This window comes from Tetragenococcus koreensis (assembly GCF_003795145.1).
Classification (GTDB): Bacteria; Bacillota; Bacilli; order Lactobacillales; family Enterococcaceae; genus Tetragenococcus; species Tetragenococcus koreensis.
Map to the genome: position 1 here is coordinate 493,347 of NZ_CP027786.1, position 19,704 is coordinate 513,050.

18 protein-coding genes and 1 tRNA gene are annotated in these 19,704 nt (G+C 37.5%); 10 read left to right on the forward strand and 9 right to left on the reverse strand.

Annotation, left to right across the window (positions count from 1 at the left end; all coding sequences use genetic code 11):
* The first annotated feature begins 3 nt into the window (after positions 1-3).
* The gene (locus C7K43_RS02390) at positions 4-1,347 is read left to right on the forward strand and encodes a 6-phospho-alpha-glucosidase (RefSeq protein ID WP_124005388.1); all 1,344 of its coding nucleotides are present in this window, start codon (positions 4-6) and stop codon (positions 1,345-1,347) included.
* A 154-nt stretch (positions 1,348-1,501) separates the two neighbouring features.
* Positions 1,502-2,263 (forward strand): MurR/RpiR family transcriptional regulator, encoded by a 762-nt coding sequence (locus C7K43_RS02395; protein ID WP_124005389.1) that lies wholly within the window; start codon positions 1,502-1,504, stop codon positions 2,261-2,263.
* 195 nt (positions 2,264-2,458) lie between these two features.
* On the opposite strand, the gene C7K43_RS02400 is transcribed toward C7K43_RS02395, so the two are convergent.
* The 3 genes from C7K43_RS02400 to C7K43_RS02410 form a co-directional block, all read right to left on the reverse strand.
* On the reverse strand, positions 2,459-3,016 hold the full coding sequence (locus C7K43_RS02400) for an Abi family protein (RefSeq protein ID WP_226996712.1): 558 nt from the start codon (positions 3,014-3,016) through the stop codon (positions 2,459-2,461).
* 56 nt (positions 3,017-3,072) lie between these two features.
* A complete protein-coding gene (locus C7K43_RS02405; protein ID WP_124005391.1) occupies positions 3,073-3,303 on the reverse strand; it encodes a hypothetical protein in 231 nt (76 codons plus the stop codon).
* Between the two features lie 207 nt (positions 3,304-3,510).
* Positions 3,511-3,595, reverse strand: a tRNA-Leu gene (locus C7K43_RS02410).
* Between the two features lie 243 nt (positions 3,596-3,838).
* Here C7K43_RS02410 and C7K43_RS02415 point away from each other — a divergent pair.
* The 4 genes from C7K43_RS02415 to C7K43_RS02430 all read left to right on the forward strand — a co-directional run bounded on the left by C7K43_RS02415 (position 3,839) and on the right by C7K43_RS02430 (position 7,210).
* Positions 3,839-5,704 (forward strand): heavy metal translocating P-type ATPase, encoded by a 1,866-nt coding sequence (locus C7K43_RS02415; RefSeq protein ID WP_124005392.1) that lies wholly within the window; start codon positions 3,839-3,841, stop codon positions 5,702-5,704.
* A 70-nt stretch (positions 5,705-5,774) separates the two neighbouring features.
* Positions 5,775-6,005 carry a heavy-metal-associated domain-containing protein gene (locus C7K43_RS02420; RefSeq protein WP_124005393.1) on the forward strand — a complete coding sequence of 77 codons (231 nt, stop codon included), beginning with the start codon at positions 5,775-5,777 and terminating at the stop codon, positions 6,003-6,005.
* Positions 6,005-6,532: a ferritin family protein gene (locus tag C7K43_RS02425; protein ID WP_124005394.1), complete on the forward strand. Its 528-nt coding sequence runs from the start codon at positions 6,005-6,007 to the stop codon at positions 6,530-6,532. Before C7K43_RS02420 ends, C7K43_RS02425 begins: the two co-directional genes overlap by 1 nt.
* A gap of 18 nt (positions 6,533-6,550) precedes the next feature.
* Entirely contained in the window at positions 6,551-7,210 is a 660-nt protein-coding gene (locus tag C7K43_RS02430; RefSeq protein ID WP_124007225.1) for a Crp/Fnr family transcriptional regulator, read from the forward strand.
* 67 nt (positions 7,211-7,277) lie between these two features.
* Here C7K43_RS02430 and argH read toward each other — a convergent pair whose 3' ends face one another.
* Together argH and C7K43_RS02440 are read right to left on the reverse strand one after the other, a co-directional pair.
* Positions 7,278-8,654, reverse strand: coding sequence for an argininosuccinate lyase (gene argH, locus C7K43_RS02435; RefSeq protein ID WP_124005395.1), 1,377 nt, complete (start codon positions 8,652-8,654; stop codon positions 7,278-7,280).
* Positions 8,651-9,868, reverse strand: coding sequence for an argininosuccinate synthase (locus C7K43_RS02440; RefSeq protein WP_124005396.1), 1,218 nt, complete (start codon positions 9,866-9,868; stop codon positions 8,651-8,653). The genes argH and C7K43_RS02440 overlap by 4 nt, the downstream gene beginning before the upstream one ends.
* 388 nt (positions 9,869-10,256) lie before the next feature.
* On the opposite strand from C7K43_RS02440, the gene C7K43_RS02445 reads away from it, so the two are divergent.
* Positions 10,257-10,943, forward strand: a complete 687-nt coding sequence (locus C7K43_RS02445; RefSeq protein WP_124005397.1) for a fructose-6-phosphate aldolase — start codon at positions 10,257-10,259, stop codon at positions 10,941-10,943.
* Positions 10,944-11,180: 237 nt separating this feature from the next.
* Here the strand turns inward: C7K43_RS02445 and C7K43_RS02450 are convergent, their stop codons facing one another.
* Positions 11,181-11,810, reverse strand: a complete 630-nt coding sequence (locus C7K43_RS02450; protein ID WP_124005398.1) for a cob(I)yrinic acid a,c-diamide adenosyltransferase — start codon at positions 11,808-11,810, stop codon at positions 11,181-11,183.
* A gap of 20 nt (positions 11,811-11,830) precedes the next feature.
* Positions 11,831-14,416: a vitamin B12-dependent ribonucleotide reductase gene (locus C7K43_RS02455; RefSeq protein WP_124005399.1), complete on the reverse strand. Its 2,586-nt coding sequence runs from the start codon at positions 14,414-14,416 to the stop codon at positions 11,831-11,833.
* A 190-nt stretch (positions 14,417-14,606) separates the two neighbouring features.
* Here C7K43_RS02455 and C7K43_RS02460 point away from each other — a divergent pair, with 190 nt between their 5' ends.
* Together C7K43_RS02460 and C7K43_RS02465 are read left to right on the forward strand one after the other, a co-directional pair.
* A complete protein-coding gene (locus C7K43_RS02460; RefSeq protein WP_186810709.1) occupies positions 14,607-16,064 on the forward strand; it encodes an amidase in 1,458 nt (485 codons plus the stop codon).
* A 102-nt stretch (positions 16,065-16,166) separates the two neighbouring features.
* On the forward strand, positions 16,167-16,985 hold the full coding sequence (locus C7K43_RS02465) for an alpha/beta hydrolase (RefSeq protein WP_124005401.1): 819 nt from the start codon (positions 16,167-16,169) through the stop codon (positions 16,983-16,985).
* A gap of 80 nt (positions 16,986-17,065) precedes the next feature.
* Here C7K43_RS02465 and C7K43_RS02470 read toward each other — a convergent pair whose 3' ends face one another.
* Both C7K43_RS02470 and C7K43_RS02475 read right to left on the reverse strand, forming a co-directional pair.
* On the reverse strand, positions 17,066-17,818 hold the full coding sequence (locus tag C7K43_RS02470) for an esterase family protein (protein ID WP_124005402.1): 753 nt from the start codon (positions 17,816-17,818) through the stop codon (positions 17,066-17,068).
* 24 nt (positions 17,819-17,842) lie between these two features.
* Positions 17,843-19,030, reverse strand: coding sequence for an ATP-grasp domain-containing protein (locus C7K43_RS02475; RefSeq protein ID WP_124005403.1), 1,188 nt, complete (start codon positions 19,028-19,030; stop codon positions 17,843-17,845).
* Positions 19,031-19,380: 350 nt separating this feature from the next.
* On the opposite strand from C7K43_RS02475, the gene C7K43_RS02480 reads away from it, so the two are divergent.
* The gene (locus C7K43_RS02480; protein ID WP_124005404.1) at positions 19,381-19,704 is read left to right on the forward strand and encodes a PadR family transcriptional regulator; all 324 of its coding nucleotides are present in this window, start codon (positions 19,381-19,383) and stop codon (positions 19,702-19,704) included.

Sequence of the window (19,704 nt, forward strand, 5' to 3'; positions counted from 1 at the left end):
TTTATGACTTTGAAAAAACAATCAATCGTAGTAGCAGGCGGCGGAAGCACATTTACACCGGGAATTGTATTAATGTTGTTAGAAAACTTGGACAAATTTCCTATTCGTTCATTAAAATTTTATGACAATGATGCTAAGCGACAAAAACAAGTGGCCGATGCGACAGAAATTATTATCAAAGAACGTGCACCGGAAATCGAATTTAAAACTACTACTGACCCCGAAGAAGCTTTTACTGATGTTGATTTTGTCATGGCGCATATCCGTGTTGGGAAATATGCAATGCGTGAAAAAGATGAAAAAATCCCAATGAAATATGGTGTGATTGGTCAAGAAACTTGTGGTCCTGGTGGAATTGCTTATGGAATGCGTTCCATCGGTGGAGTCTTGGAAATCCTTGACTACATGGAAAAATATTCGCCAGATGCCTGGATGCTAAATTATTCGAATCCGGCAGCAATCGTAGCCGATGCGACAAGCAGACTCCGTCCTAACAGCAAGATCATCAACATTTGCGACATGCCAGTAGGAATCGAACATCGCATGGCAGAAGTATTAGGCTTAAAATCTCGTAAAGAAATGGTCGTTCGTTATTATGGCCTGAATCACTTTGGCTGGTGGACAGATATTCGCGATAAAGATGGAAATGACTTAATGCCGCAATTAATCGATTGGGTTAAAGAACATGGTTATGTTACGCCAAGTGAATTAGAAGGAACTTCTGATGAAGAAATAGAACCAAGCTGGGCCTACACCTTTGGTAAAGCCAAAGAAGTACAATGGCTTGATCCGGATACTTTACCGAATACGTATTTGAAATATTATTTCTACCCACAAGATGAAGCAGAGCATAGCGATCCAGAATATACACGTGCCAATGAAGTCATGGATCATCGTGAAAAAAATGTGTTCAGTGAATGTAACCGTATCGCTAACATTAAAACAGCGGAAGACGCAAAATTAGTGGCTGATGATCATGCAAGTTATATTGTTGATCTAGCTCGAGCAATTGCCTATAACACCAAAGAACGTATGCTTCTAATTGTGCCAAATCATGGAGCAGTAGAAAACTTTGATGCAGAAGGCATGGTAGAAGTTCCTTGTATTGTAGGATCGCAAGGACCAGAGCCTATGACCCAAGGTTCTATCCCTCGTTTCCAAAAAGGATTGATGGAACAACAAGTAGCGGTAGAAAAATTGGTCGTTGAAGCTTGGATGGAAGGATCGTATCAAAAATTATGGCAAGCTCTTACTCTATCTCGTATCGTACCTAACGCACGGGTAGCAAAACAAATTTTGGATGATTTAATTGAAGCTAATAAAGATTTCTGGCCAGTATTAAAATAGTGGAATAAAGGATAGGTTCTCAGATGTTAAATTGTTTTAGTATCTGAGAGCCTTTTGTGTTGGTATAAATTAAAAAAACGTCCTGGTAACATTTTTTAGTTGCACTTCCGCCTTGTGTTACAATTAAAACACAAATTAGTGGAGGTTGAAACTTTTGAATATAGAAACTTTAATTAATGAACATTATGATCATTTAAATGAAAATGACCAACATATTGCTAAATATATTATTAACCATGAAGAAGAGTGCAAATATTTGTCCATTATCCAGTTGGCAGAAGTTACCTTGACATCAAAATCTTCTATTTTACGTTTTACTCAAAAACTAGGTTTTTCTGGGTATAGTGAATTTAAATACGCATTGAAACAGCAAAAATTACAACAACAAGAGCAGCAATCTTTTGTGGCTATGCAGCAAGAGGACTTATTACAAACAGCTAAGATTTTCAGCCAGCAAAATGTTACTCCTGTGTTAGAAGCTTTCGATCGTGCAGACTCGATCTACTGTTATGGAACCGGTTGGGGTCAACGGGATGTTTTGCAGAATTTCATGCGCAGCGTCATTCCGCTGCAACGTTTTCCGATACATTTACAATCGCAAAAAGAGCTAAGCATTGTTTTAGATGGCTCGATTACAGAAAAAGATTTGATGATTGTTCTTTCATTAAGTGGAGAAAATAAGCCTCGAGAAGACATTTTGAATCGTATGAGGTTAAAAAATATTCCTATCTTATCGATTACTAATATGAGTAGAAATCGCCTGGCTTCAAAAGCTACCTACAATTTATACTACCAATCTACGGAAATTGGCGAAGACACGCACGAAATTTTCAGCATGATGCCGTTATTTCAGGTGATGGATTTGTTTTATCGGGCGTATGTGGATTACAAGCAAATTGATTTAGAGCAATTGTAGATAAAGTTTAGCAAATTAAGATAAAAAAGTGAGCAAAACAACATAAGATGTATTTTTGCTCGCTTTTTCTCGTGCATTGACATGGGTACACAAAAAAAGAAGAGATATTAGCGATCTCTTCTTAATCAGTATTACTACGCTTTCCTAAAAAGGAGGCGAAGCGAGGTTTCTACCTCATATGTTACTATAACAGTATCATTCGCTTTTGAACTCGTCAAGTATTTTTCTTAAAGAACTAAAGAAACGCTTAATATCGTTATTTTGTTCGTGCAAAGCGATCGTTTGTTCAACTCTATCTAAATAAATAGAAAATTCCTGGTATCTATGATAATTCATACCCTGAGAACACATAATTCTATATAGTTCAAAAACAGAAAAGATTTTTGCAACTTTTAAATTTTTAATTTCTTCTTTCTTCAACCCCATACGTTGAGCATTTGTAAATACTGGTTTGTATATTCTGCTGGTTTTTTGTAAATTTAATAAAATCGGCTTGTTATGGGCACAAGAATTACGAATATCAGAGACATAGCGTATATTGTTATTGATGAGTTTTAAATAATTATTTGTAGGATATTTATCAACTAAATAATTTACAAAAAATCTTAATTTGCCTATAGAAGCTAAATCTAAAACTACCCAAATGGGTGATTCATTATAGTATTTTTCAAAATTACGCCTCCAAATAATCACTTTATCAGAATAGGACCAACTTAGAAAAATTAGCGAAAGTTTTATAACCAATTTAGTCACCATTTAATCCTAATTGTCCTAGTAAGGTATTTAAATATATAAAGATACAAGTCCATTCAAGCTGGCATAGGCGTGTTTATCACACAATATTTTTTAACGACAAACTGGTTTCTACTATTAGAATAACCACAAACAACAATTTGGCTGTCTTCTTTTACATCATACAGAAAATTAAGTGAGTGGCTGGCAATCAAACAACTTACATCATCAATTTTAAAATGGACAAGTGGATGAGTGCTCAGCTTTAGCACTTTTATTTTTGATACTTTACCTCTTACAGTTTGCATAGCGATCACCCCTTTGTTTTCTGTCTATATGTTTCTGTTTCTTTCTTCTAAGCTTATATTCTATTATAGGAACGAACGTTTGCATTGTAAAGCGAACAAAAAATAAAAAAACTTACCTTTAAAAGGTAAGTTTATTATGTATGCCATGAATTTTAATAAGTTATTCAGCTATAAAGTTGCTTAATTTGAAAAATACTATTATATCAATGCGGATGGTGGGAGTCGAACCCACACGGACACAATGTCCACATGAACCTGAATCATGCTTGTCTACCAATTCCAACACATCCGCTTTACAACAAAGTCTATTATATCAATGTTTATAGCTTTGTCAATAATGTTCCGATTCTCATTTTTCAATTTGAATGCCAAATTGAATACCATTTATTTTCAACTCTTAAATAGTTAATAAAGTTTGCTTGATATTTAGTTGCCGTTCATTTTTCTAACGAAAAACGTATTTCTTGATGGCCATCAATTTTTTTCTTCACTACTTTAAGTACACTGTAATTGTAAAGAAGGGAGAGATTAAAAATTGAAAATACAACAATGGATTATGCAGCATAAAAATCATTTGGCTTTTATTACTGGTCTATTGATTATTTTTGCTAGTATCGCAAAATTTATCTTTACGTGGTCATTAGGTTATCAAATTGCACTGATTATTGCTTCAATCATCGGAGTGCTGCCGATTTTCCTGCAAGCTTATCAAGCATTACGAGTTCGAGTGCTTAGTATCGATTTGTTAGTTACCATCGCGGTTTTTGGCGCTTTTTTGATTGGTGAATATAATGAGTCAGCGATTGTGACTTTTTTGTTTTTATTCGGCAGTTTTTTAGAACAAAAAACCTTGGAAAAAACACGTACGGCAATTCAATCTTTAACAAAAATGGCACCTAAAAGTGCTTTAAAAATAACAGCTGACGGAGAAAATGAATCAGTTGAAATTGATGATATTGCTAAAGATGATCGCTTATTAGTAAAAACCGGGGCTCAAGTTCCCGTAGATGGAACTATTTACGAAGGAGAAGGTTACCTGAATGAAGCCAGCGTGACTGGTGAATCGCAGCAAAGTAAAAAGACACAAGGCGATGACGTTTTTGCGGGCACGTTTTTAGACAACGGAACCTTAAAAATAAAGACCAAAAGAATAGGTGAAGATACTACTTTTGGCAAGATTATCGAACTTGTAGAAGAAGCGCAGGATAGTAAATCCAGTGCCGAACGTTTTATCGATAAATTTGCAAAATATTACACACCGGCCGTGCTTATTTTATCTTTAATTGTGGGTATTTTGAGTCAAAATGTTCGTTTAGCCATCACTATTTTGGTTTTGGGCTGTCCGGGCGCTTTGGTTATTGGTGTGCCTGTTTCAAATGTTGCTGGTATCGGAAGTGGAGCCAAAAGTGGCATATTGATTAAAGGTGGGGAAGTCATCGATGGGTTTAGCAAAGTTGACACATTTGTTTTTGATAAAACAGGCACTTTGACAGTAGGTAAGCCAAGCGTTGCTGCTATCAGAAACTATACAGATGATCCAGCTGAAAGCTTAAAAATTGCTGCTAGTGTTGAAAGAGAATCCGATCATCCGTTAGGACAAGCGATTTTAGATTATGCTAGTCTTTCCAATTATTTATCTGTCACCCAAACCAATGTGATTAAAGGCCAAGGAATTGCGGCAACATTGGCTGACAAAAATGTACTGGTGGGTAATCAATCTTTAATGACTGAAAATAATGTTGAACTTACAGAAAAAATGCAAAGTGATATTCATAAACTACAAACTTCAGGGAACTCTTTAGTTATGGTAGCTATTGATGGACAATTGTCTTTATTAATCGGTATTAAAGATCAAGTTCGACCGGGTGTTAAAGAGACTTTAGTGCATTTAAAACAAATGGGTATCAAGGAGTTAATCATGCTGACCGGTGACAATCAAGAAACTGCCGAAACTATTGCGCAAGAACTTGAAATAACAAGAGTTTATGGAAATTTGCTGCCAGAAAATAAAGCCGATTATATTCGCCAATTACAAAATGAAGGCCATCAAACTGCTTTTGTCGGCGATGGCGTTAATGATAGTCCATCGCTTGCTTTGAGTGATATTGGGATTGCTATGGGAGGCGGAACAGAAGTTGCTATTGAAACATCAGACATTGTTTTGATGCAATCAAGTTTTGAAAAATTAGCGGATGCTTATCACTTAACAAAGAAGACATTTTATAATATGCAAGAGAATATTCTAATTGCGCTTGGTACTGTATTGCTCTTATTATTAGGATTGATTTTTGGTTATATCTATATGGCTAGTGGCATGTTTGTCCATGAATTAAGTATTCTGGTTGTCATTTTTAATGGGATGCGATTATTGCTAAATCGTAAGAAAAAATACAAATCTTGATAGCTATCAATTTTTTCTTTTGCAAAATAACTTAAGATAAGTATGAAAATAAATGAGGAGGAATTTTATCATGGAAAAAGTAATTATTCAATTAGGGACATTAACTTGTCCTTCATGTATGCAAAAAATCGAGCAAGCGGTGAAAAAAGAAAATGGGGTAGAAAAGGTGAAAGTATTATTCAACGCAAGTAAAGTCAAAGCTGAGATTGATCCAGCTGCAACGGATGCAGAAGCAATCAAAAAAGCGATTGAAAAAGTAGGCTATACTGTAGAAGGTACCAAGACAAAGGAGTTGTCCTAATGAGTCCAGAAGAAAAATATCAGCAAGAATTAATCCAAAGTGAAAAAGACCATCACGCACCAACAGCTGGTGCGATGATTGGTCATATTCTAGCAAATTTGATTATTCATCAAAATAAATTAAGACAAATCGTTTATTATATAAAAGGAGTAGATCGAAGCTTTGTTAAAGAAGTATTTCCTGAAATGATCGCCAAAGAAAATCAGTTACTTGACGAGTTAAATCATTTGATGTTAGATGAAGGTGAGGTTATTCCAACCATCACAGAAGAATTCACCGAATACAGTATGCTAGAAGAAAATGGGCGTCTAAAATATGAAGCGAGCGATTATTTGTTGATGGAGGTAGTAAAAGATTTTGCTACTCAATTATTGTTTATTACCAGAGGAATTACACTCGCAGAAAATGAAAGTAAATTTGGTCTGTCGGAATTTTTAAAACAATTGTATGCTTGGATAAAGCACCAAATTTATAGGATACAAAGTTATTTAGGGCACGAAGTTTTTGAAGGCTTAGAAGAAGAGTAAAAAAAGAGGTAGATTATGATTCAAGAAGAACATCTATGCGTCACCCTCGTTCCTTTGTTTAATCATTTAGAATTAGAAGATCAAAAAAGAATCCATCAACTCGTTAGGCATGTGACTTATGAAAAAGGGGAGGCAATTGTTTCTCCTTATGATGATCCACAGTTAGTGATTGTGGCAAAAGGTCTTTTAAAAGTCTATCAACTTTTTCCAAGTGGCAAAGAACAATTGTTACGAGTGGTGGAACCTGGCGGCTATGAAGGAGAAAATGCCTTATTTGGCGTAAAAAACAATAATCTTTTTAGCGAATCTCTGCAAAAGACGGAGGTCTGTGTATTAAAACAAAGCGACTTTCAAAAACTTTTAAAAGACTATCCGCAATTAAGCTTAAAACTTTTAACCATCAATGCTGAAAAGAATGCAAAAGTTGAAGAACAAACGCAATTTCTAACCATGGAGAGAATCGAAGAACGATTAGCAACGTACTTGTTAGATTTGGCGAAAGCTGCGGAAAGTTCTCAAGTAAAAATCCCCATGAAAATGAAAGAACTGGCTGGTTTTCTTGGAACAACACCCGAGACATTGTCGCGCAAATTGAAAACTTTGGAAGAAGCGCAATTGATCAAAAGAGAGAAACAAACGATTCAAATTCTCGATGCAGAACGTTTAGAAGAAATATAGCTAGCTAAAAAACTTTAAAAAGACCTTTTCTAAGCAGTATGAGAAAAGGTCTTTTTCATTAGCATAATTAATGCTGTAATTCTTCTCGTGCTTTTTCAATTTGTGCTTTTACTTGGTCAAACCCGGTAGCACCTAACGAGTGGCGATTTTTTACCGCAGTAGCAGAGTTTAATTTATCATAGACATCTGCTTTAATAACAGGGGAGATTTCCTGATATTTTTCTAAGGGAATATCTTGTAGATAACACCCTTGTTGAATGCATTTTAAGACGAGTTGACCTACAATTTCATGTGCTTGTCGAAAAGGGACGCCTTTATTGGCCAAATAGTCTGCTAATTCTGTTGCATTGGAAAAGTCTTTTTCAGTTGCTTGTTGCATATTCGATTTGTTTACCTTCATTGTTTCGACCATGCCTGACATGATTTCCAAACAGTGAATAATCGTTTCGGATGTATCAAACATGCCTTCTTTATCTTCTTGGAAGTCTTTATTGTAAGCAAGGGGCAAACCTTTCATGACAGTTAACAACTGAAATAAATTCCCATAGACACGTCCTGTTTTACCGCGGATTAATTCCGCCATGTCAGGGTTTTTCTTTTGTGGCATAATCGAACTCCCGGTAGAAAAAGTATCCGACAATTCGACAAACTGAAATTCGTAGGAGCACCATAGAATAAGTTCTTCGCAAAAACGCGAAAGATGCATTATTAATAAGGAAGCGTTACTTAAATATTCTAAAATAAAATCACGATCGCTAACTGCGTCTAGGCTATTGTCATAGATAGCTGAAAAGCCTAGCTCTTTAGCAACCATTTCCCGGTCGATGGGAAAGGTAGTGCCCGCTAAAGCGGCTGCGCCTAACGGAGAAATATCGATACGCTGCAAATTTTCTTGCATACGTTCTTGATCGCGCGTCATCATCTGATAATAAGCCATTAAATGATGGCCAAAAGAGATCGGTTGGGCGTGTTGTAAATGAGTATAACCCGGCATAATCGTTTCAACATTTTCAGCTGCTTTATCTACGAGCACGCTTCGCAATTGGTGAATTTTTTCAATGACAATACCTACAGTTTCTTTTAGATATAAATGCATATCAGTAGCCACTTGGTCATTACGGCTGCGTGCGGTATGAAGCTTGCCGGCAACTGGACCAATTTCTTCAAATAAAAGGGATTCAATATTGAGATGAATGTCTTCATTTTGGATAGTGAAAGTTAATTCATCATTATCTAATTTTTCTTGTAATCTTTTTAGGCCTGTGCTGATTTGTTGCGCTGCGTCTTTTGTAATGATGTCACAAGAACCTAACATTTTAACATGGGCTAAACTGCCTAAGATATCTTGTTTGGCCATCAGGTAGTCAAAAGGAATAGAGGCGCCAAACGTATCGACCCAATCTTCATTTTCACCAGTAAAGCGTCCGCCCCAGAGCTTTTTCATTCCATTTCCTCCCTAATAGCTGGTTGTTGTGATTGTACTTCAGCGTATACTTTTGAAGGCAATCCCCATAACTTGATAAAACCAATAGCTGCTTCTTGATCAAAGGTATCCGCTGAAGTATAGGTAGCTAAGTTTTCATCGTATAAGCTGTTCGCTGATTTTTTCCCTTCACAAATGATATTACCCTTAAATAATTTCAAACGAACGACGCCATTTACATCTTCTTGTGTACTTTTAATAAATGCAACGAGTGCTTTAGTAAGTGGGTTAAACCAGAGACCGTCATAGATGGTTTGCGCTAATTGATTTTCAATTGTTGGCTTAACATGCGCTAATTCTCGTACAAATACTAAATTTTCTAATTCTTTGTGAGCACGCATCATCGTTAAGGCTCCTGGGCATTCATAAACCTCCCGAGATTTTATACCCACTAAACGATTTTCAATATGATCAATCCGGCCAATGCCGTGTTTTCCTGCTAAAGTGTTTAGCGCAGAAGTTATGGACGTTAATGTCATTTTTTCATCGTTGATGGCAATCGGCACGCCTTTTTCAAAGGTTAGTTCAATCACATCGGGTTCATCGGGCGTATTGGATAGTTCATTTGTTAGTTCATAAGCGCCTTCTGGAGGCGTAGCCCAAGGATCTTCAAGAGCGCCGCATTCACAGGCCCGTCCCCACAGGTTTTGATCAATGGAATAAGGATTATCTAAATCAGCCGGAATCGGAACGCCATTTGCTTGGGCGTAAGCAATTTCTTCCTCACGGGACCATTGCCACTGGCGGACGGGTGCTATCACTTTTAAAGCAGGGTCTAAAGCCGCAATAGCGACTTCAAAGCGCACTTGGTCGTTGCCTTTGCCGGTACAACCATGAGCAATAGTTGTTGCGTTTGTTTCATGCGCTAGTTCAACTAGTTTTTTAGCAATTAAAGGACGCGATAAGGCTGAAACTAATGGATAAGAATTTTCATAAAAAGTGTTTCCTTGTAAAGCAATTAAGGCAAAATCTTGCAAAAATTCTTCTTTTGCATCGATTGCGTAAGATTGACTCGCGCCAACCATTAACGCTTTATCACGTATTGCCTGGATATCTTTTCCTTCGCCGATATCTAGGCAACAAGCAATGACATCATAACCTTGATCTGTTAACCATTTAACTGAGACAGAAGTATCTAATCCACCAGAATAAGCTAAAACAACTTTTTCTTTCATATTTATGCATCCCCTAAACTGAATTTAAAACTCATATTAGCAAATTCGTCTTACTTAATCAATAGAAAACAGAATAAATATTCATTAATTTCGTTTTATAAACAAAAAATATACAAAAATAATGTATAAAACCTATTTAAATTAATATTAGGTCTGAATTGTGATTAGTTATACAATCAGCGTTGACGTTCTTCTTATATTTGTGCTATGTTGGTTTTATAGAATTCTAATACATTTATGAATAAAAACGAAGAAGAGAAGGAGATAAACGCTATATTTTGGCAACATAAGTAAGCGGTTACGAATTGTTTTTGAGAAAGTTTTCCAGGAAGAATAATAGGTTTGTTGCATTGTATCAAGATTTTACAACAAAAAGGAGCGAGTATGAATGGAAATTTTATTAGATACAGCTAATATTGAAATGATCAGAAAATATGAAGCCGTTCTCCCATTGACTGGAGTGACGACGAACCCTTCGATTGTAAAAAAAGAGGGCAAAGTAGATTTCTTTGCTCACATGAATGCGATTAGAGAAATCGTTGGGAAAGAACGTAGTTTGCACGTGCAAGTAGTCGCTAAAGATAAAGCAGGGATGCTAAAAGACGTGGAGGCTATTTTGGAGCAAATTGACCGAGAAGTCTATCTGAAAATTCCGGCGAGTGAAGAAGGATTAAAGGTCATCAAAATATTAAAAAAAGAAGAACTTAATGTAACAGCTACAGCAATCTATACCAAATTCCAAGCTTATTTGGCGATTGCAGCAGGAGCTGATTATATTGCTCCTTATTTTAACCGCATGGAAAATTTAAATATTGATGCTAAAGAGGCCATGGCGGCAATGGCAAATGAAATTGAACGCAGCAATAGTAAAACAAAAATTGTAGCCGCCAGTTTTAAAAATGTTGGCCAAGTAACTACTGCCTTAGATCAAGGTGCGCAAGCTGTAACAGTTGCGCCTGACATTATTGCCCAAGCTTTAGCTATGCCATCGATTGCCCAAGCAGTGGATGATTTTACCGAAGATTGGGAAAGTATTTTCGGTAAAAGTAGTACGATTGATAGTTTGAACGTTTAATCATAACGAACAGTTAAGAAAATAGTTATTGCCTAGATGGACTTTATTCTAGCAGAGTTTTGTCCTGTGCAGCAGAATAGGAAAAAAATTAAACAAACTTTTGACTTGTGAGCTTAAGTCGGACATAAAAAAATGAAAATATTATCTTATTAACGTAAAGAAAATAATAGCTCAACTAATAAATAAAAACAAAAACTAGACAAAAGCCACCCAAGGGAGCTGGCTTTTGTCTAGTTTTTATTTGATGTCATCTTTTGTAAGATCTGTATGGAAGACTTTTTTGCTACGTTCGTAGCGGACGTCTTCTTTTTCTGTTTGTGCATTGACAACTCGAGCTAAAGCGAAAAAATAATCTGATAGTCGATTAACAAATTTCAAGGCAAAGGGATTCACTTGTCCTTGTTTTTGAAAGGTAACCATTTGTCGTTCGGCTCGCCGTGTCACAGTACGAGCCAGATGCAATTGCGCACTTTCATTTGTCCCACCAGGTAAAATGAAATAATTTACTTCTGGCGGGATATTTGCATAAGAATCAATGCGGGCTTCTAGCCACTCAACAGTTTCTTTTTGGACAACATAAGGGTAGAGTGGATCATTTGTATCCCTTGTTCTTGGAGAAATTTTCCCCATTTCTTTAAAAGTCGGCGTGGCTAAATCGTTGCCGCAATCAAATAAGTAATGTTGAATCTGGACAAGCTCTTCTTTAAAAGCTGAAGCTAGTTGCGGCAGACTCGCGATGCAGCCGACTAAGCTGTTCAGTTCATCGATAGTGCCGTAAGCTTCAATGCGAGCATCATCTTTTGGCACTTCCATACCGCCTATAAGTTTGGTCGTACCATGATCACCGGTTCGTGTATAAATCTGCATGATTTTACTCTCCTAACTTATTACAAGCCACAGCGCAATTGTGCTTGACAATTCGTGCAAGTATTGCAGCCGCCCATATCTTTGACGATACCTTGTCGACAAATGGGGCAGGTATTACCAACATCAGAACCATAGACAACATCATCGGTGTGGCCTTCTTGTTGAATATGGTCATTTTCTGCTTGTTCGACTAATTGTTCTAACTCTTCAGAATCATCTACAATCCGTATATCTTCAGTTTCAAATAGGTTAGTTTGTTCCTCCGCGTCCTCTTCAGATTTCAAGGTCAATACTTGTGAATCGCGCGAACCATCCACATAAACCGTTCCGCCTTTAGCATTGCCATCATAAAGACGTTCATAAATCGTTGCGACTTGATCAACAGTATAGCCCTTAGGCGCGTTGACGGTTTTAGAGATTGAGCTATCTACCCAACGTTGAATGGTCGTTTGCACATCAACATGCTCTTCAGGAGCTAATTCCATTGAAGAAACGAAAAAGTCCGGTAAATGACTAGCATCCGTTTCTGGGTGTTCGTCTAAATATTCTTGTACAATTTGTGCATTCACTTCTATGAATTTCCCTAAACGGCCACTGCGATAATACTTAAAGGCAAAGTAGGGCTCTAAACCAGTTGCAACGCCTACCATGGTACCAGTACTTCCCGTGGGTGCCACTGTGAGTAGATGGGAATTACGAATACCATGAGTTAAAATGTCGTCTCGAATATCTTGTGGCATATCTTTCATGTAACCTGTTTGAATAAAACGTTGTCGTAAAGCTTGGGTTTTTTCATCGGTTTCTCCAATTAGAAATGGAAAGCTACCTTTTAATTTTGCGAGTCGAATCGATTCTCTATAAGCTGTAGTTGCAATAGTTTCAAAGATTTTATCGACCACTTGATTTCCTTCTTTTGAACCATAACGATGATGGGTGTAAATCAGTAGATCGGCAAGGCCCATCACACCTAACCCTACCCGTCGTTCACCGAGTGCTTGTTTTTTATTTTCTTCTAAGAAATAAGGGGTGGAGTCAATGACATCATCTTGCATTTGCACGGCAATTTTGACCGTTTCCATTAATTTGTCATAATCCACTTCGGCAGTCTCTTTATTTGCCATATTAGCTAAATTGATTGCTCCAAGGTTACAGACTGAGTTAGGCGCTAACGGTTGCTCGCCACAAGGGTTGGTTGCGACAACTTTTTGACCGTAAGCTGTAGCATTGGTTTTGTTATTGGCATTATCGATGAAAAAGATGCCCGGCTCAGCAGAATAAGTGGCACAGATATTAATTAATTTCCATAGTTCACGTGCTTGAATTGTTCGATAGGTTGCAATTGGATAGCCTAAAGCTTCCCATTGGCGAACATCGCCAATTTCTGCCCATTTTGCATCGTAATCATTCATTTCTGCTTGACTGTAATGAAATAAATCAGGGAATCGAAGCGGCCATTCTTCGTCATTTTTGACAGCTTGCATGAAATCGTCGGTTAATGTCAGTGAAATATTAGCACCTGATAAAAATTCCGGGTTGTTTACACCATAGGTACCACCGTCGTTTAATTTGGTTTTGGCCTCTTTGACGGTTGCAGGCGAAACTGTTTCAGTGCCTTTTTGGTTGGCAACAAATTGATACATTTCACGTTCACTTTGTGAAAGAGGGGTAAATTTCAATTTTTCATTAACAGCTTGTTTGATTTGACTATCATTCGTATTTTCCAGCAAATAACGTAAAATGCGCGCGTTTTGCATTTTTGAAATAATAAATTCAATTATGTCTGGATGCCAATCAGCTAGCATAATCATTTGTGCACCGCGTCGACTGCCGCCTTGTTCCACTAAATGGGTTAGTTTAGCGATGTCGTCTAACCAGGAAACCGAACCAGAGGACTTCCCGTTAACGCCACGGACAATCGCATTACGTGGGCGTAAAGTAGAACCATTTGAACCAACACCGCCACCACGGCTCATGATCTCCATGACTTTTTTGCGATGTCCAGCAATTCCGCTTCTAGAATCAGGTACAAAAGGCATTACATAACAATTAAAATAGGTAACGTTGGCTTGTGAACCAGCGCCATAAAGCACCCGACCCGCAGGAACAAAATTCATTTCTTTTAATTGTTGATAAAACCCTTCTTCGACCATGGTTTTATTTCCGATGGTTTGATCCACATCTGCTAGAGCATGAGCCACCCGTTTAGTAATTTGCTCATAAAAAATTTCCAATGGTTTATCAATTTCGTTTAAATGACGAGTAACAATTCCAGAAGCTTGTTCAGCTGGATCTTCAATAGAAAAACGATAAGCTTCTTCAACTAAAATTTCAGCTTGTTGTGTATCATCATCGATTAATTGCACGATACCTACACCACGCGCCGGATAATTAGGGTCACTTTTAACGGTTAAAACTACTAAATCGCCTGTAGAAAGGGTACGCTGTTCTGTGTCTTTATAAGCATAACGATCAAGCATCACTAGTCGCGAAACGCCTTCTCGTACCGTTTGCATATCGGCAGTAATGGGATAAACTTGTTCAAATTGTTCAATGTCTTGATTTAATTTTTCAACATCAAGCCCAGGTTCTTTTATTTGTGTACTCATGCTAAAAACTCCTTTAAGAAAACATATAAAAACACCATATATTGTGCCTTTTGTTTTGTATAATTCTATATATTGTACAAACTAGTATAATCTTCCTGAGCTTTTTTTACAATACTTGTTAAAAAAATTTCATGCGACACTGCTAGCAAATTATAGTAAGATAGAATAAAAAGAAGGGGTGAAAGCGATGATACGAGATGGTTTATATTGGGCTGAGCAATTAAAAAAGAAAAAAATTTCTTTTGAGGAATTATTAACAGCAATTGAACAACGAGTGCAACAGGAAAATCCGCAGGTTAATGCACTTATAACTTTTGGTAAAGAGGAGGCTAGCAAACAATTTATTACCAGCAATAAATTGGATGAAACACCTTTTGCTGGTTTACCGTTGCCGTTAAAAATGTTGGGACAAGATAAAAAGGGTTGGCTATCTACTTCAGCAAATCGTTTATTGCAAACAAATCGTGCGTCAGTGACTGATCACTTTGTGCAAAGATTAGAAAATGCAGGAATGATTCCTGTCGGTCAAACAAATGCGCCTGAATTTGGCTTCAAAAATGTTACGGATCCAGTACTTTATGGCGATACACGTAATCCTTGGAATCTTGACTATTCTCCAGGTGGATCAAGTGGCGGGGCCGCAGCTAGTGTCGCTTCTGGGATGTTTCCAATTGCTGCTGCTAGCGATGGCGGTGGTTCAATTCGAATTCCGGCTTCTTTTAGCGGTTTAATTGGTTTAAAACCAACTCGCGGCACTATGCCGGTGGGTCCTGCTGGTTTCCGTGCTTGGCAAGGGGCGGCGATTGCTTTTGCCTTAACGATTTCAATGCGCGATACCCAAACCCTTTTTTATGCGTTAAGAGGCACAGAAACAGCAGCTCCTTATCAAGCGCCTAAAGTGGAGTGGAATCATACAACTAGTGCCCATAAAAAAAGATTAAAAATTGGTTTTTTTACAACTTCGCCTGTAGGTAGTGAAGTTTCTACAGAGGCGAAAACAGCCGTTCAAAAAGCAGTCACTTTTTTGAACGCTCAAGGACACAACATAGAAGAGATTTCTTTGCCAATCGATGGCAAGCAACTGATGCGAACTTATTATCATATGAATGGTGCAGAAACAGCGGCGATGATGGAAGAACTTGCTCATAGTTTAGGCCGTTTGATCCAAAAAGACGAGATGGAATTGATGTCTTGGGGCTTATATCAGTATGGATTAAAACAAACTGCTGCCAGCTATATTCATAATTTGGACACCTGGGATCAAGCAGCAGCTCAAATGGAGCATTTATTTGAAAGTTACGATTTGATTTTAACACCAGCAACAGCCCATCCAGCGCCTAAAATTACGGATGATTTGCAAAGTGATGAAATTCGTAATCGTTTAGAACAGATTGAAGGTTATTCGGTCAATGAAGCAGGTGATTTGATTTATGAAATGTTTGATGAAAGTCTGCGGCTTTCTCCGTTTACCCAATTAGCGAATTTAACTGGACAACCAGCGATCAGCTTGCCTACGCACGTTACAGACGAAAATCTACCGCTAGGCATCCAATTTATGGCGGCTAAAGGTCGCGAAGATTTGCTTTTTGAAATTGGGAAAATATTTGAAGAAAACCAACAATTTCATTTGCCTGCTTATTACCAATGAGCCAATGATAGCTTATAAATATGCTCTGTTAGCAAAAGTCTTGTGTAATAACTTGTTAGAAAATTAAATAACAAAATAGTGACACCGATGAAAGGATAGAAAATGGATTCAAATTATTTAGCGCTTCAGACACATTATTTGGAAATGCCATATATGGAAGAAAAACGGCGTGTGCGCGTCTTATTGCCTAGTAATTACGAGACTGAGACTGCAAATTATCCGGTGGTATATATGCATGACGGGCAGAATATTTTTTTCAGCCGGGAATCTTATTCAGGCTATTCTTGGAAATTGATCCCGTTACTAAAAAATGAAGAAAACTTACCTCCAATGATTATTGTAGGCATTGATAATAGCGAAGAAAATCGTTTTGCTGAGTATATGCCCTGGGAAGTGACAATCGAAGATGAAAACGAAACAATTTCTGTTGGTGGCTTTGGCGAAGCTTATACGCAATGGTTGGTAGAAACTGTCAAGCCGTTTATTGATGAGCATTATCGGACAAAACAAGATCGTAAGCATACGGTTCTAGCAGGTAGTTCGCTAGGAGCAGTGGTTACCGCTTTTGCAGGTGCTGCCTACCCGGATGTTTTCGGCAGTTTGGGCGTTTTCTCTTTAGCCTCATGGTTAAGTGAGGATTCTTTTATCGACTATTTAACGGCGAATCCTATCGACCCTAAAACGAAAGTCTATATTCAATCAGGCACCAATGAAGGAAATGAAACGGATCAATTATTGACAACCAAAGATACAGATCAAGCTTATATCGACAGCTCGATCAATTACTATGATACGTTATTGAGAAATGGTCATCGTATTGATTGTGTCTGGTTACGGATATTTGCCGGAGAATATCATTTTGAAAAATATTGGGCAGACCATTTTGGCGAATTTTTAGCATTTGCTTTTGATAAAGAATAATCTAATTTGCTAAAGTTCTTGTCATATATTAAAAACCATCCCTGACACTCGCTAAAAGAGTGCTAGAGATGGATTTTAATCTAGAATAATTTTCCTTGTTTATGCAGTTCATCAAGAAAATAGGGCATTTGTTTGTTCCACCAATCCCAATCATGGGCGCTATCTTTGCCCCAATAGTCAAACCAGGCGGGCAGCGTTTTTTCTTCAAACGCTTTTTGAAAATTTTGTGTTTGCAAAAGATGTGGCAGTTCCCAATCACCTTGTCCGACACAAATGACATAAGTATTTTGTCGATAACGGTCAATAAACCAAGGGTCTTCCATATTTGGCAAATAATCAATGGGTGAGTTAAAGTAGACGGCTAAATCATTATAGTAGTCACCAGTAAAAAAGCGAGCATCATATACACCGCTTAAAGCAATTGCTGTGTCGAAAACATCTGGGTGTTTCAAAGAAAAATTCATCGTATGAAAACCGCCCATACTGCAACCAGTCGCAATAAGGCTAGCAGTATCCGTTTCGTAAGTCATTAAAGGCGCTAACTCGTTGATGATGTAGCCTTCATAACGATTGTGCGCTTCGGCCATCTCATGTGCAGATTTATTATTGGCTAGCCAAGATTCATTGTCATAAGAATCAGGTGTGTAAAAGCGTAGAAGTCCTGATTCGATGAACGTACTACAGGAAGCAATCATTCCAAAATCAGCGTATTCATTTTGGCTTCCGCCAGATGAAGGGAAGACAAGTACTGGTTTTCCGGTATGTCCATAAATATTAAAGGGCATTTCTTTTTCTAAGTAGCGACTATAAAAACTTCGTTGTTCAAAATGCATAGATGTTCCACCTCCGCTAAAAAATTAAACTAGTTTTTCGCTGATATAATTAATATGGTCAAACAATTCATCTAAATCTGGCGAGCGGACAATATACCCTTCTGTTCCCAAAATGGCCGAAAAGATGCCCGGTACAGATTGAATCCCCACCAGTGCTGCGCCTAGTCGTTGGCGAATCGCTTCATTGTCATGGGAATAGTTGAAATCTCTATTTGCTTTTCGAGAAATATACGCACAGTTATAAAGACGTTGTACAGGCGCTTTAAACTGGTTTTCTTTGACAATATTGGCATATTCTGTAAAAATATCGAATTCGTTGACATAATTATACATATCGATCGTAGGTCCGCCAGGTGGTCGCATATTCACTTCAAGCGGCATCAATTCGCCATCTGGATAGGTGCGGAAAAATTCGAAATGAAAGAACCGTTCTTTAACTTCAAAACCCTTTACAATTTTTGAACCCATTTCGATCAAATCTTCTGGAATCTCGCGCGGTAAGTAAAAATACATATCACTGTCGGTTTCCACCGTTTCTAAAACAGCAATATTATAGTCTAAGCTAGAATAAAAGACGATATTGCCGTCTTGATCGCATAAACCATCAAAGGTAACGACATCTCCGGGGATAAATTCTTCCATAATAAAATCGACCGTGGGATCACTTTCTTCAAAAAGCGTTACCAGCTCATCGGGGTTATTGATTTTATACGTATCGCCCGCGCCCACACCACTATCTGGCTTTACGATGACTGGATAATTTAATTCTTCTGCTAAATTAATGGCATCTTCTTCATCAGAAAAAACGCGACCATTCGCGACAGGAAGGTCTAACATACGAAACCTTTCTTTCATGCTAGATTTCTTTTTGACCGGTTCCAGGTCTGCCAGGGTGTACCCAAAAACATTAAAATCTGTACGTAACTGAGCATCTAGTTCTAACCAATGCTCATTATGCGATTCAATTCGGTCGATTTTACCATACTTGTGGGCAAAAAAAGCGACAGCACGATACATCTGGTTGTAATCGTTCATATCATCTACACGGTAATATTCAGTCAAACCATTTTTTAAAGTGTCATTTAACTGCTCATAAGCAACATCAGCAATTCCTAATACGTTAAAATCATTTTCACGCAAACGCACAGTAAACGTCGAAAAGTTGTCGGGGAAATGGGGTGAAATAACAATAAAATTTTTCGGCTGTTCCATATGATCGACTTCCTTTTTGAGTATAATAACATATCTTTAAGTCCAAAGCGATTTATTTTCCGAAAACTCTGATTTTTCTAATAATTATACTGATTGACGTTATTTCGTGGAAGACAATGATGAATATTTGAAGTTTTCTTTTACGGAAGGATATCGTATATAGTAGTAAGAATTATGCATGAAATTAGTTTGAATTTTAGGTATCCATGTAAAAAGAGAGTGTAAAAATGGCTACTATGTATTGCAAGGTAGCTGCTTTTCTGCTAAGCTACATTGTATAATAAGTTAGATGATTTGGAAATAACATAAATTTTTGCATGCTTATATTGTATATAAGGTAGGTGGTCTGGTTGTCAATAAGAAGTCAATTATTAAAAGGTATATTGGAGGGATGCATTCTTGCGGTAGTCGACCGTCAGACTGTATATGGTTATGAATTATCATTGAAGCTTCAGGATTATGGCCTTTCCGTTAGTGAAGGCTCTATTTATCCTATTTTGCTTCGCTTGCAAAAGGAAAAACTGATTAGAGGAGAAATACAAAAGTCACCCGCCGGTCCGAATCGGAAGTATTATTATCTGACAAATGAGGGAGCACAAGCCCTTGATGATTTTAAAGTCAACTGGGAAGGGCTCAAAACTCCAGTTGATCGTTTATTACATAAGGAGGGGTAA

Bases quoted from the DNA above. Each gene is read 5' to 3' on its own strand.
- C7K43_RS02390 (WP_124005388.1), top strand. From the start codon at position 4: ATGACTTTGAAAAAACAATCAATCGTAGTAGCAGGCGGCGGAAGCACA.
- C7K43_RS02405 (WP_124005391.1), bottom strand. From the start codon at position 3,303: ATGCAAACTGTAAGAGGTAAAGTATCAAAAATAAAAGTGCTAAAGCTG.
- C7K43_RS02420 (WP_124005393.1), top strand. From the start codon at position 5,775: ATGGAAAAAGTAATTATTCAATTAGGGACATTAACTTGTCCTTCATGT.
- C7K43_RS02425 (WP_124005394.1), top strand. From the start codon at position 6,005: ATGAGTCCAGAAGAAAAATATCAGCAAGAATTAATCCAAAGTGAAAAA.
- argH (WP_124005395.1), bottom strand. From the start codon at position 8,654: ATGAAAAAGCTCTGGGGCGGACGCTTTACTGGTGAAAATGAAGATTGG.
- C7K43_RS02440 (WP_124005396.1), bottom strand. From the start codon at position 9,868: ATGAAAGAAAAAGTTGTTTTAGCTTATTCTGGTGGATTAGATACTTCT.
- C7K43_RS02445 (WP_124005397.1), top strand. From the start codon at position 10,257: ATGGAAATTTTATTAGATACAGCTAATATTGAAATGATCAGAAAATAT.
- C7K43_RS02450 (WP_124005398.1), bottom strand. From the start codon at position 11,810: ATGCAGATTTATACACGAACCGGTGATCATGGTACGACCAAACTTATA.
- C7K43_RS02455 (WP_124005399.1), bottom strand. From the start codon at position 14,416: ATGAGTACACAAATAAAAGAACCTGGGCTTGATGTTGAAAAATTAAAT.
- C7K43_RS02465 (WP_124005401.1), top strand. From the start codon at position 16,167: ATGGATTCAAATTATTTAGCGCTTCAGACACATTATTTGGAAATGCCA.
- C7K43_RS02470 (WP_124005402.1), bottom strand. From the start codon at position 17,818: ATGCATTTTGAACAACGAAGTTTTTATAGTCGCTACTTAGAAAAAGAA.
- C7K43_RS02475 (WP_124005403.1), bottom strand. From the start codon at position 19,030: ATGGAACAGCCGAAAAATTTTATTGTTATTTCACCCCATTTCCCCGAC.